Genomic DNA, 12,091 nt, shown 5'->3' on the forward strand with positions numbered 1-12,091 from the left:
CGACTCATGGATGACGGCATCACCATCCGGCCGCTTCGAGAGGCTGATGCGGAAGCGGTGGTCGAACTTTACGCAAAGGCAGCCGCGGTGGAACCGCGGCTAGGCCCTGTCACGCTGCCGCAATGGGATCAGTTCCTGAAGCTGCCGCAGAACCGCGGCGGGCGCGACTTTCGCGTTGCCGAGCGCAATGGCGTGCTCTGCGGCCTCGCCGAATCGTCGTTGCGCGACCAGGGCGCGCATCATTCCCGGTTCCTCAAGATCGTCGTGGCGCCCGAGATGCGGCGCCACCGGATTGGCCTCGCACTGTTCGACGACGTGCTAGCGATCGACACCGATCCGAATCTCACCATACAGACGCTGGTGAGCAGCGACTGGCCTGCCGGAATGGCCTTCGTGGCTGCCTTCGGCTTTGTTCATGTCGAGTCCGAGATCGGGATGAAGTGCGTCGAGCCGCTGCAGCCGGCGCGCACGCTCGCGGCCGCGCGCGCCACCATCGAGCAGGTCAGCGACGTCACCGCCTGCGCGGGCGAGGTCGCGCGCATCCACAATGCCGCCTATGCCTCGGACGCCGCCTTCCGCCTGTATTCGCCGGAGGAGATGGCGCAGGTTTTGACCGAGAGCGAAGTCTGGATTGCGTCGGAGGATGGACAGATGTCGGGCTTCTGCCTGACCGAGCCGGAACGGAACTCGATGTGGATCGAGTCGGTCGCCGTCGATCCGGTGCGGCAGGGACGCGGGCTCGGCCAGCTATTGGTGTATCGCGTGCTGGCTGCACACGACGTCTCGACCGAACACCCCTGCTGGCTCAACGTCTCGAGCCGCAACGCTCCCGCGCTGAAGATCTATCGCCGGCTCGGCTTCCGGCCGCAGCACGAGACCTGCCGCTTCAGCGCCACGCGAGGCGAACTGACCGCCGCGCGGGAGCGGCGGTTTCAGTAGGCGACCCTGGACACAAATCTTTCCCCGTCACCCTGAGGTGCGAGCGGAGCGAGCCTCGAAGGGCGAACGGCCGTAGTCTCTCCGCGCACGCGATATCCGGGCCGTCCATCCTTCGAGGCGCGCAAGGGCGCGCACCTCAGGATGACGGGATTAGGCAGGTGGGCCGCCCCTTTACGCCCACTCACCCTTGCGGAACACCGGCACGCTGCGGCCGTCGGCGTGGATGCCGTCGATGTCGGTGTGGGCGGAGCCGATCATCCAGTCGATATGGATCAGGCTCTTGTTGCCGCCCTGCTCGGCGATCTGCTGCGGCGTCAGCTTGTCGCCGCCAACGAAGCATTTCGAGTAGCACTGGCCGAGCGCGATGTGCGAGGCGGCGTTCTCGTCGAACAGCGTGTTGAAGAACAGCAGCCCGCTCTTCGAAATCGGCGAGGAGTGCGGCACCAGCGCGACCTCGCCGAGGCGGCGCGCGCCCTCGTCGGTGTCGAGCACCTTGTTCAGCACTTCCTCGCCGCGCGAGGCCTTGGCCTCGACGATGCGGCCTTCCTCGAACTTGACCGAGATATTGTCGATCAGCGTGCCCTGATAGGACAGCGGCTTGGAGCTGACGACGTGGCCTGAGACGCGGCGGCAGTGCGGGGTGGTGAAGACTTCCTCGGTCGGGATGTTGGCATTGCAGACGATGCCGTTCTTGGCGGTCGACGCACCGCCTTCCCATTCATGACCGTCGGCGAGGCCAATCGTGAGGTCCATGCCAGGTCCGGAATATTTCAGCGCGTGGAAACGCTGGCCGTTCAGCCATTCGGTGCGCTCGCGGAGCTTCGCATTGTGCTGTGCCCAGGCGGCGACGGCGCCATCCTGATCGACCCGGGAGGCGGAGAAGATCGCATCCGCAAGCTTGGCCACCGCGACGTCCTCGGCATCGTCGGGGAACACCTGCTTGGCCCAGGACGTGCTCGGATAGGCGATGATGTTCCAGTTGGTGTCGAAATTGACGATCTTCTCCAGTGCCGGCTGGTAGGCGATCGAATTGGCCTTGCTGGCGCGCGCCACCTTGGCCGGGTCTTCGCCCGACAACAGCATCGGATTGTCGCCGACGATCGCAAGCCGCGCGGTGTTGGCGCCGAACGCCTTCGCCATGCCCTCATAGAGCCAGCTTGCGGCACGATCGAAACTCGCATCGCTGGCGTAACGGTAGCGCGCCAGCGTGAGCTCTTCGTCCGAGAAGAACGGGGTCACGAGACCAGCACCGGCCTTGTAGGCATGCTCCACCACCCGCCGCACCAGCGGCATCGCCGCGGCAGGCGCCGTCAGCAAGAGATCCTGGCCCGGCTGCAGCTGCAGGCCGACCTTGATGGCGACTTCGGCGAGCCGATCAAGTTTCACGGGATCGATCGAGGCGGAAAGGTTGCGTTGATGTGCGGTCATGAAGCGCCGTGTCGTTTGAGGAACTCTCGGGATTCGTAGTCCAATTCGATCCGCATCCGCAAGGTTCCCGGCCACCGCGCTCGATCACGCGACGGCGAGCAATTGCCTCGAATTTTACCGCTTCACCGAGGCCAGCACGCGGTCGACCATCTCGGGCGCGAGGCCGAGATAGTTTTTCGGCGCGGTGAGGCGGTCGATCGTCGCCCGATCGATCCGGCTGGCAACGCGATCATCCGCGGCCAGCGCCTCGGCCAGCGTCAGGCCCTTGTCGTTGGCGACGCGGCAGGCGTCATAGACCACGTCATGCGCCTCCTGCCGGCCGATCGCGGGCGCGAGGCCCATCATCACGGCTTCGGCCACGATCAGCCCGCGGCTGATGTCGAGATTGTCGGCCATCCGCCGCTCGTCGACGATCAGGCCGCCAAGCGCGAACCTCGCCTGATGCAGCGCGCCCGCGGTCAGCACGAAGCTTTCCGGGATCGCCATCCATTCGGCGTGCCACGGACCGGTGGCGCGCTCGAAATCCTGCACCATCGCATCCAGCATCAGGCCGGCATGCTGGCGCACCGCCTTGGCGGCGGCGAGCATCAACTCCGACGAGATCGGGTTGCGCTTCTGCGGCATGGTCGAGGACGCGCCGCGCCCCTTCACGAACGGCTCGTAGACCTCGGCGAACTCGGTCGACGCCATGATCATGATGTCGAGCGCGATCTTGCCGAGCGTTCCCGTGACCAGCGCGAGGAAATTCACCACTTCCGCCAGACCGTCGCGGGCAACATGCCAGGTGGAGACGGGCACGCCGAGGCCGAGCTCTTCGCACAGCGCCTGCTGGACCTCGAAACCCTTGTCACCCAACGAGGCCAGCGTGCCGGCGGCGCCGGCGAACTGGCCGACCAGCACGCGCGGCTTCAGCTCCACGAGCCGCGCAGCGTGGCGATCGAAGGCGGCGAGCCAGATCGCGGTCTTGTAGCCGAAGGTCACCGGCAGCGCCTGCTGCAGATGGGTGCGCCCGGCCATCGGCGTGTCGCGGTATCGCTTCGAGAGATCAGCCAGGATGCCGCGCAGCGCGGCGATGTCGTCCTCGATGATCTTCAGGCCATCGCGCAGCTGCAGCACCACGGCGGTGTCCATGATGTCCTGCGTGGTCGCGCCCCAATGGACATAGCGGCCGGCCTCGCCGCATTGCTTCGCCATCTGATGCACCAGCGGCAGGATCGGATAGCCGACCACGTCGGTCTCCTGCCGCAGCAGATCGAAATCGAATGTGGCGACATCGGTCCGTTTTGCGATCTCCGCGGCGGCTTCCGCCGGGATCACACCGCAGCGCGCTTCGGCCCTTGCCAGCGCGACTTCGACCTCGGCGTAGCGCTCGATCAGCCGCAGGTCGGAAAACACCCCGCGCATCTCGTGCGTGCCGAAGGCATCGCGAAACAATACGGAATCGAGCACGGTGGTCGAGGTCGGGAAGGCGGACATGGGCAGATCCTGTTGCCGGTCGCGGTCGGCAACGTCCCTATCACGGCAGGGGCTTGTACCCTACCCCTCAGGCGGCACCTCGCCGAACACCTCGGCTGCGATCTTGCTGGTCTCGATCGCGGCCGGAATGCCGCAATACATCGCGACCAGCAGCAGCACGTCCTGCACCTGCGCGGCGGTGCAGCCATTGGCCAGCGCACCCTTGGCATGGACGCGGAACTCGGCCGGCTTGCTGCTCGCCGCGGTGATGCCGAGCATCACGAGGCTGCGGATCTGGTCGGACAACCCGCTGCGCTCCCAGACGTCGCCATAGACATAGGCGTTGATGATGTCTTGCAGCGGCGTGCCGAAATCGCCGGCAGCGGCCATCCGCTTGGCGACATCGACCTCGCCGAACATCTTCTGGCGCCGGCGCAGTCCGCGCGCATGGAGATCGCTGATGTCCACCATCGTCGTCGGGCTCCCTGAATGGACTATTTATACGGATAAATATGATGCACCTCAACATTCCGACAGGCCTGACGCTTGCCTTTCTGATGTATTTGTCCGTATAAATTTGCAAGAGCAGACACGGGAGGGCACCGCGATGAAGTTACGGCTGGGGCTGCTCGTCGTCCTGCTTGCGACGCTTCCGGTCCTGCCGGCTTTCGCCGCCGACGATTTTCCGCAACGGCCGCTCAAGATCATCGTGCCCTTCCCGGCCGGCGCCGGTCCCGACAATGTCGCGCGGCTGGTCGGCCAGCATCTGCAGGACGCGTTCGGCCAGACCGTGCTGATCGAGAACCGCGCCGGCGCGCTCGGCAGCATCGGCGCCCAGGAGGTTGCCCGCAGCGCGCCCGACGGCTACACGCTGTTGATGGGCACCAACACCACCCATGCCAGCAATGTCGCGACGCTGAAGAGCCTGCCCTACGACCCGGTGAAGGACTTTGCACCCGTGATCCGCACCACCACGACGGCGATGGTGCTGCTGGTCAATCCGAAGCTCGCGGCCAGGGACCTGCCGCAGTTCCTCAGCTACGCCAAGGCCAATCCCAATTTGACCGCGGGCTACGGCTCCGGTGCCTCGCAGATCTCGATCGCCCAGCTGCAATCGCGCGGCGGCCTGTCGCTGATCGCGGCGTCCTATCGCGGCGTGCCGCAGGCAATGACCGACGTGATGGCGGGGGTGATCGATCTCACCTTCGGCGACTTCTCGGTCGCGATCCCGCAGATGCAGGGCGGCACCTTGCGCGGCATCGCCGTGACGTCGGCGACCCGCAACGAGCTGACGCCCGGCCTGCCCGCACTCGCCGAAGCGATGCCGGGCTTCGAGGCCACGATCTGGTACGGCCTGTTCGCGCCCGCCGGCACGCCGGAACCGGTGGTCAGCAAGCTCTACGCCGAGTGTGCGAAATACCTCGCGATGCCGGAGACGAGGAAGAAGCTCGCCGATGTCGGCGTGATGGTGGCGCCGCTGGCTCCGGCCGAGTTCGGCGCCTTCGTCAGGAGCGAGGTCGCGCGCTGGTCGGCGGAGGTCAAGGCGGCCGGCATCCAGCCGCAATAAAGCGAGGCGACGTCGCATCATGGCTCGCGAGACACCTGTTGGCATGATTGGCTTGGGGCTGATGGGATCGGCGCTCTCCGCGCGGCTGATCGACGCCGGCATCGGGGTGATCGGCTTCGACATCGACGCCGCGAAGACGGATGGCCTGAGAGCCAGCGGCGCCGAGTTCGCTGCGTTCGCCGCCGACGTCGCGGCGCGCTGCCGGACCATCGTCATCGCGGTGTATGACGCGGCCCAGGTCAGGACGCTGCTGCCGGACCTCGCCAACGCGACGCCGCCGCCGCGCGTCATCTGCACCACCACCTGCGCGCCGGGCGAGATCGTGGCAATCGCCGAATTCGCCTCCCGCTCGCGCCTCGCCTTCATCGAAGCGCCGATCTCAGGGACCAGCGCCGAGGTGCGTGCGGGCACGGCCACTGCGCTGGTCGCCGGCGATGCCGACGTCATCGACGCCGCCGCGGCGACGCTCGATATTCTCTGCCCGCAGCGGGTCAATGTCGGCGCGATCGGCAATGCCAGCCGCACCAAGCTCGCCATCAACCTGATCCTGCAGAACAACCGCGCCGCGCTGGCCGAGGGCATCGCACTTGCTGAGGCGCTCGGCCTTGACGGCGCGGCGTTCCTTGCGACCGCGCGGCAATCGGCGGCATATTCTGCCGTGATGGACAGCAAGGGGCCGAAGATGCTGGCGCGGGATTTCTCGCCGCAATCGCACATCGCGCAGACCTTGAAGGATGCCGAACTGATCCTGCAGGAGGCCGGCCGGCACGGCCTGCCCTTGCCGCTGACCTCGGTGCAGGCCGAACTGCTGCGCGCGGCGATCGCGCTTCAAGGGGCGGACAACGACAGCGCCGCGGTCATCGAGGCGATCCGGGCCGGCCGCGGCCACGGTGAGGGACAGTCATGATCAACTGTGCGATCGCGGGCCTCGGTCGATGGGGCCGCGCACTGGTCGGGGCCGCGCGCAACGAGCCGCGGCTCAGGATCGTCCGCGCGGTGGAACCCGACGCCAACGGCGCCGCCAGCTTTTGCGAGGCGCACGGCCTCTCCGTCGCGGCGAGCCTGGACGATGTCCTCGCCGACCCTCGCATCGATGCCGTGCTGCTGGCGACGCCGCATTCGCTGCACAAGGGCCAGGTGATCGCGGCAGCCGGCGCCGGTAAGCAGGTGTTTTGCGAGAAGCCGCTGGCGCTTCGGCGCGCCGATGCCGCAGAGATGTTCGCGGCGTGCCGCAGCGCCGGTGTGGTGCTCGCGGTCGGGCATAACCGGCGGTTCTGGCCGTCGATGCAGGCGCTGCGCGCGATCACGGCCAGCGGCGAGCTCGGCACCATCCTGCATGTCGAGGGCCACAACAGCAACGAGAACTCACAGACCATCAGGCAGGGCTGGCGGCTGTCGCCCGAGGAATCGCCGAGCGGCGGCCTGACCGGCGCGGGACTGCATGTGCTCGACGGCTTCGTCAGCCTGCTCGGCCCCGCGCGCCAGGTCTATGCCCGGTTGAGTGCGCGCGAGGCGGGACCGCCGCCGCTCGACACTACAACCTTGGCGATTGAATTTGTGAATGGCGTCAGCGCAACCCTTGCGACAATTCGCGCAACACCGTTCTATTGGCGCGTGCATGTGTTCGGAACGAAGGGATCGGCCGAGGTGCTCGACGAACAGACGATGGTGCTGCGGAAATCCGGCGAGGCGCCTGCGATCACGCGCTATCCGGCGATCGACACCCTGACCGCGGAACTTGCGGCCTTTGCCGACGCCGTCGAAGGCAAGCAGCCGTTCCCGGTGCCTGAAGCGGACGTGCTGGCGACGCTCGCTGCGTTCGAGGCAGCGCTGCAGTCGATGTCGTCCGGACATCCGGTTGCCTGCCATATGGCATGCCAGTGATCTGCCATGTCTGAACAACCGGACAGGGCGAGATCGTCCCGCTACCGCGACATCGCCACCGGGCTGCAGAAGGACATCCGGCTCGGCACCTACGCGGTCGGCAATCTGCTGCCGACCGAGACCGAACTGATGGCGAGCTACCAGGCCAGCCGGCAGACCGTGCGCGAGGCGCTGCGCATCCTGATCGACCAGGGCCTGATCGTGCGCCGCGCCGGCCTCGGCTCGGTGGTGATCGCATCCGAGCCGCCGGTGCTGTTCACCCACAGCGTCAAGTCGCTCGGCGAGTGGCTGCGCTATTCCAACGAGACCTACCGCGAGGTCGTGGCCAGCAGCGACATCGTGGCCGATCGCAAGCTGGCTGGGCTTTTGAAATGCGAGCCCGGCAAGAGCTGGTTCCTGATCGAGGCGGTACGCCGCTCCGACCAGTTCGCCGCGCCGCTCGGCTGGGCCGAAATCTACGTGCTGCGCCGGTTCGCCGATGTCGTGACCCGCAGCGACCACGGCCGCACCCCGGTGCATGAGCAGATCGCCAGGATGTACGGCCAGGTCACCGAGCGCGCGCAGATGGAAATCTTCGTGCGGGGCATGCCGGCGCCGATCGCCAGGGCGCTCGGCGTCAAGACCGGCTCGCCGGCGCTCACCGTGGTACGCCGCTACTACGGCCAGCGCGAGGAACTGTTCGAGGTCACCATCACCACGCACCCCGAGGGGCGCTACACCTACACGATGGATATGCAGCGCTCGCTGCGGCCGAAGCTCTAGCGCACCCGGGCCAGATGAGTGCTGGCAGAGGTATGTGCCGTCTGCGGGGTGCCGCTCACGCCCCAGATCGCGACCGCGATCAGCGCGGCCGCCCAGACATAAGGCACAGCATTCAACTTCTTCATTTCCGGGATCATCCCCAACGTCTCAGGAGGACCGACTGACCTCTCGACCCGGGTCGTGAATCTCACCACCGCGGTCCTCAGCGTCTCACCAGGCAGCCGTCCTTCACAACGCTACTAAGGTTAGACCTTGTCGGTTTCAGGACGCCTTCGTGCGAATCCGGAAATGATTTCGTCGGAACCGGGCTCTCTCATCCGAATTGATGAGACGGCGGGCCGAAGCGGTTCGGCTCCATTCGAGGCAACACTTAAGAGAATTTTCTGCCCAAATTTGAGTCAGACGCACAGCAAACCTTCCAAAGATGCGCCCACTGAATTCTTTTTGATTGTCGCCCCGACTCCCGCCGTGCCATCAGGGCCTGTGACACTGTGATGACAAGGGTTTCTCCCGTGACTGCCGAACCGGCCAAACCGCAAGGCGACTCCCGTCGCCGCTCCAAGGAAACCCAGGACGAGGTCGCGCGGTCGCTGGAACGGGAATTGAAGCTGCTGACGGAAGAGCGCCAGGAGCGCGCGCTCCGGTTCGGCCTCGACATTGCGGGCAAGACGCCGAAGGTGGACCAATAAGGTCGCCGCCGCGCTGAGAGCCTCGGGCGCACAGTTTTCATAGCACTGTCGATTCGCGCGGCCGTCTGCCATGGCAGGCGTGCGTGTTGGCGTACGCCGGTCGTGATTTCCTGCGGCCATGCCGGCGAGGTCGCTGCGCGGGCACGACGCCTTCTGCACTATTGCAACGACCAGTCCCAGCCACAACGTCCGCCGCGGCGTATGGGTCCCGGCCTTCGCCGGGACGACGCGAAGGAAGCCGAGCTTCACGTGACCGAAATGGATAGAGACGCGGCCGCGCTCGAGCTATTGCGCGCCCGGCGCTTCAGCATCGGCCTTCACGTCGCGGCCGAAGCGATCCTTGCCGCTGAGCCTGGCCTTGCCGCCATCGAACGACAGCAGCCATCGGCGGTCGGTATCGCCGCCGACCAGACGCAGGTCGATGGCGAATGTCTGGTTGTCCTGCCACGTCCCTTTCAGCGCCATCACGCCGAGCGCCGTTGGCTGACCGAGACGGTAGGCACCGTCGAGCCCGATCGGTCCCGGAAGTGTCGTCGCCGGCTTTGCCGGATCCGGCGTCGCCGTTTCCAGCTCGTAGTGCGCGGGCTGATCGGTCAGATACAGCGTCAGCGCCCGCAAGTTGAAGCCATTGGCCGGGAAGCGCCAGGTCTTGCCGGAGATGGCGGCGGCCGTCTCGGACACGGCACCGACGGCCGACGGCTTTTCGGTTGCGATATCGCGCAGCGCGCTCGCGAGCTGATTGCCGCCGACGGAGTTCACCGGCAGCGCCGTACCGGATTTGACCGCGCCCGAAATCTCGTCGGCCATTCCGCCGAACGAGCAGTAGTCGCGCGCGGTCACGACCGTGACGATGTCGAGCGCGGGAAACAGCATGACGAGCTGGCAGCGGTCGCCGACCGCCATGACAACCTGCCGCTGCGGCATCACCCAGAAGAAATTGGCGTAGCGTAACGATGGATCGAACGAGGCGTGCATCTCCGTCGTCGCATGCCTGATGCGGTCGACCCAGCCGGTCGGCAGCAGCCGCTGCCCGTCCCATTCACCGTCATGCAGATAGAGCAGGCCGATCCTGGCGGCGTCGCGCGGCGCGAGCTGAAGCCCGCCGCCGCCCTGCGTCAGTCCGGGGCCGATGCTGTGCCAGTACGGCGCGGCTATCCCGAGCGGGCGAAACAGTTTCGTCACCGCATAATCCCGCGCGCTCATGCCGGTGAGCTTGTTGATGATCGCGGCCAACAGCTGCGCATTGCCGGTGTTGTAATAGAACGCCTCGCCCGGCGCCTTCGCCATCGGGCGGTCGAGGATGAACTGGATCGCATCGGGGCTGCGCCCCCACTCGATCAGCGAGTCCGGCCGGCCACCCTCGACGCCTTCGGTCCAGGCCATTCCCGAGGTCATGTCCAGCATAGTCTGGACCGTGATCGCCCGCTTGCGGTCGTCGAGATTGGCGATGGTGCGATCGCCGAAGAAATCCACCATGCGATGGTCGAGGCTGTCGAGCACGCCATCCCTGAGCAGCATCGCGACCAGCGTGCCGGTCACCGCCTTGGTGACGGAATTGAAGAGATGCGGGATCTCCGGCGTGTAGGGCGCATAGTAGGCGTCGAGCACGATCCGGCCGTGCCGCGCGATCAGGAGGCTATCGAGATTGTGGTCCGCGCCAAAATTGACGAGCCGCGCCAGCGCGGCGGAATCCATCCCCTGCTCTTCCGGCGTCGAGGTCTGCCATTGCCAGGTCGGCCGCACCGGCTCGGCGGCATCTTGCGCCTGGGCTGCGCCCGACAAAGCCGAGGCTGCAAGCACGAGCCCCGCAAGCATCGGCAGCGCCAAACGTTGAACCTGCATCAGCGTCTCATTGCGACACGGCGGAGAGCCGCACCATCCGCGATCCCTCGCATGCTTGTCAATCGTCGCCACCACCGCGCGCCAATCGGGACAGCGGCAAGCCGTCTAGCGCTGCCGCTGCGCGAGATAGAATCCGGCCAACACGGCGGCCAACCCGGCCGCCTGCAGCGTGGTCGGTGGCTCGCCGATCAGGAGCCATCCCAACAGCAGGGTCAACACCGGCACGGTCGCAGGAAATACGGCTGCGCGGGCCACGCCGAGGCGCTGGATCGACACCGCAAACAAATACATCGCCACGGGCCCGGCCAGGATCCCCTGGGCGATGGCTTGTAGCGCGTTTTCAGGCAGGCCGATGACCGCATCGCGAGCGAGCCCACCCGAGGCGGCATACAGTGGAAACAGCGAGAGCGACAGCACGCTGATAACGCTGGCCACGGAGAACGCCGAGACACGCCAATGGCGCACCAGCGTGGCGAAGCCCGCGAACATCAAGCCGGTCGCAACGAAGATCAGGTCGCCCATCACGGCGCTCGGCCCCATATGGCCGATCGACTCGCTGCCGATCACGGCAAGTCCGACGACGATGACGACAGCGCCGGCTGCGCGCGAGAGCGAGACCGATTCCTTCAGCAAGACGACCGCGAGAAACAATCCGCCCAGCGTCGCGCAGGACGGCTGGATCACGCTGCCATGCCCCAGCGGCACGAACATGAAGCCGGCATAGCTGATCAGCGACATCACCGGCCCGCCCAACAGCATCAGCGCCATGCCGCGCCCCCAGCCGATGCCGCAGAGGTCGCGAAGGCCGGCGCGCACAACGAGCGGCAGGAAGGCAATGCCCGACCACAGGAAGCGATGCATCAGCAGGTCGACCGGCGTGAACCCGACCTTCAGGCCATGCCGGGTCGCCACGAAGCCGAGCGCCCAGCACAGCGCCGCACCGAGGCCGCAGGCGACCCCGATCAGGATGGCTTTCGGATCCGGAAGGGTTTTAGCCTTGGCATTGGCCGGACGTTCGTTCATCGCGAACGACTACGTGAGCTGCCGAGACGGATCAACCCATTGAGGTGCAGGGCTGATTGGCGCAACGCTGCCGGCGTCCGCTTGGGCTGCGCGGTGACGTCACTCCGCGCTGCCGCGATGTCGGCTCTGGCCAAAGGGCGACCTTGCGGCCGGTCGCTCTAGGCGAAGCTGACCTTCACAGACAAGAAGTGCGACTTACTTCCGCGGCTCGACCACCGTCTTTGTCGATCCGTCCGGCGCTGCCTGCATTCCCGGCGGGCTTTGACCTTGCGGGCTTTCCGGCGGCGCACCACCCGATCTTGTTTCAAGCGGCCCGGTCCATCCTTGTGGCTGCAATTGACCTTTTTCTTCCGGTGCCGAGCGTCCAGTTGCCGTGTTCACGTCCTTCTCGGGATCGGGCTGGGCTATCGCAAATCCACACGACAACGCCCAGCCAATCGTCGTCATCAGAATGATCCGCATTCGGACCTCCCTTGGCTGATCGTAGCAAACCGGCTGGAGC

13 protein-coding genes are annotated in these 12,091 nt (G+C 66.3%); 6 read left to right on the forward strand and 7 right to left on the reverse strand.

Annotation, left to right across the window (positions count from 1 at the left end):
* Positions 1-6 precede the first annotated feature (6 nt).
* The gene (locus tag ACVWYP_RS02420) at positions 7-939 is read left to right on the forward strand and encodes a GNAT family N-acetyltransferase (protein WP_304497598.1); all 933 of its coding nucleotides are present in this window, start codon (positions 7-9) and stop codon (positions 937-939) included.
* 171 nt (positions 940-1,110) lie between these two features.
* Here ACVWYP_RS02420 and ACVWYP_RS02425 read toward each other — a convergent pair whose 3' ends face one another.
* The 3 genes from ACVWYP_RS02425 to ACVWYP_RS02435 all read right to left on the reverse strand — a co-directional run bounded on the left by ACVWYP_RS02425 (position 1,111) and on the right by ACVWYP_RS02435 (position 4,293).
* Positions 1,111-2,367 carry an aminopeptidase gene (locus ACVWYP_RS02425; RefSeq protein ID WP_304497599.1) on the reverse strand — a complete coding sequence of 419 codons (1,257 nt, stop codon included), beginning with the start codon at positions 2,365-2,367 and terminating at the stop codon, positions 1,111-1,113.
* A 114-nt stretch (positions 2,368-2,481) separates the two neighbouring features.
* Positions 2,482-3,843: a 3-carboxy-cis,cis-muconate cycloisomerase gene (gene pcaB / locus ACVWYP_RS02430; RefSeq protein ID WP_304497600.1), complete on the reverse strand. Its 1,362-nt coding sequence runs from the start codon at positions 3,841-3,843 to the stop codon at positions 2,482-2,484.
* A gap of 60 nt (positions 3,844-3,903) precedes the next feature.
* A complete protein-coding gene (locus ACVWYP_RS02435) occupies positions 3,904-4,293 on the reverse strand; it encodes a carboxymuconolactone decarboxylase family protein (RefSeq protein WP_051002989.1) in 390 nt (129 codons plus the stop codon).
* Positions 4,294-4,429: 136 nt separating this feature from the next.
* Between ACVWYP_RS02435 and ACVWYP_RS02440 the strand changes: the two genes are divergently transcribed.
* From ACVWYP_RS02440 to ACVWYP_RS02455, 4 genes are read left to right on the forward strand one after another with little or no spacing between them, the layout of a single operon-like run.
* Entirely contained in the window at positions 4,430-5,389 is a 960-nt protein-coding gene (locus ACVWYP_RS02440) for a Bug family tripartite tricarboxylate transporter substrate binding protein (RefSeq protein ID WP_456683981.1), read from the forward strand.
* A 19-nt stretch (positions 5,390-5,408) separates the two neighbouring features.
* Positions 5,409-6,296 (forward strand): NAD(P)-dependent oxidoreductase, encoded by an 888-nt coding sequence (locus ACVWYP_RS02445; RefSeq protein WP_304497602.1) that lies wholly within the window; start codon positions 5,409-5,411, stop codon positions 6,294-6,296.
* A complete protein-coding gene (locus ACVWYP_RS02450) occupies positions 6,293-7,273 on the forward strand; it encodes a Gfo/Idh/MocA family protein (RefSeq protein WP_304497603.1) in 981 nt (326 codons plus the stop codon). The genes ACVWYP_RS02445 and ACVWYP_RS02450 overlap by 4 nt, the downstream gene beginning before the upstream one ends.
* Before the next feature lie 6 nt (positions 7,274-7,279).
* On the forward strand, positions 7,280-8,035 hold the full coding sequence (locus ACVWYP_RS02455; protein ID WP_018269133.1) for a GntR family transcriptional regulator: 756 nt from the start codon (positions 7,280-7,282) through the stop codon (positions 8,033-8,035).
* On the opposite strand, the gene ACVWYP_RS02460 is transcribed toward ACVWYP_RS02455, so the two are convergent.
* Positions 8,032-8,160, reverse strand: coding sequence for a hypothetical protein (locus ACVWYP_RS02460; RefSeq protein WP_016847287.1), 129 nt, complete (start codon positions 8,158-8,160; stop codon positions 8,032-8,034). The two genes, ACVWYP_RS02455 and ACVWYP_RS02460, sit on opposite strands and share 4 nt — an antisense overlap.
* Positions 8,161-8,547: 387 nt before the next feature.
* On the opposite strand from ACVWYP_RS02460, the gene ACVWYP_RS02465 reads away from it, so the two are divergent.
* Positions 8,548-8,724: a hypothetical protein gene (locus ACVWYP_RS02465; protein ID WP_162832420.1), complete on the forward strand. Its 177-nt coding sequence runs from the start codon at positions 8,548-8,550 to the stop codon at positions 8,722-8,724.
* Between the two features lie 285 nt (positions 8,725-9,009).
* Here the strand turns inward: ACVWYP_RS02465 and ACVWYP_RS02470 are convergent, their stop codons facing one another.
* The 3 genes from ACVWYP_RS02470 to ACVWYP_RS02480 all read right to left on the reverse strand — a co-directional run bounded on the left by ACVWYP_RS02470 (position 9,010) and on the right by ACVWYP_RS02480 (position 12,051).
* Positions 9,010-10,566, reverse strand: coding sequence for a serine hydrolase domain-containing protein (locus ACVWYP_RS02470; protein ID WP_304497604.1), 1,557 nt, complete (start codon positions 10,564-10,566; stop codon positions 9,010-9,012).
* 105 nt (positions 10,567-10,671) lie between these two features.
* Positions 10,672-11,589, reverse strand: coding sequence for a DMT family transporter (locus ACVWYP_RS02475; RefSeq protein ID WP_304497605.1), 918 nt, complete (start codon positions 11,587-11,589; stop codon positions 10,672-10,674).
* A 195-nt stretch (positions 11,590-11,784) separates the two neighbouring features.
* Positions 11,785-12,051: a hypothetical protein gene (locus ACVWYP_RS02480; RefSeq protein WP_155258580.1), complete on the reverse strand. Its 267-nt coding sequence runs from the start codon at positions 12,049-12,051 to the stop codon at positions 11,785-11,787.
* Positions 12,052-12,091 lie beyond the last annotated feature (40 nt).

The sequence above is a fragment of the Bradyrhizobium sp. USDA 3262 genome (genome assembly GCF_054060035.1).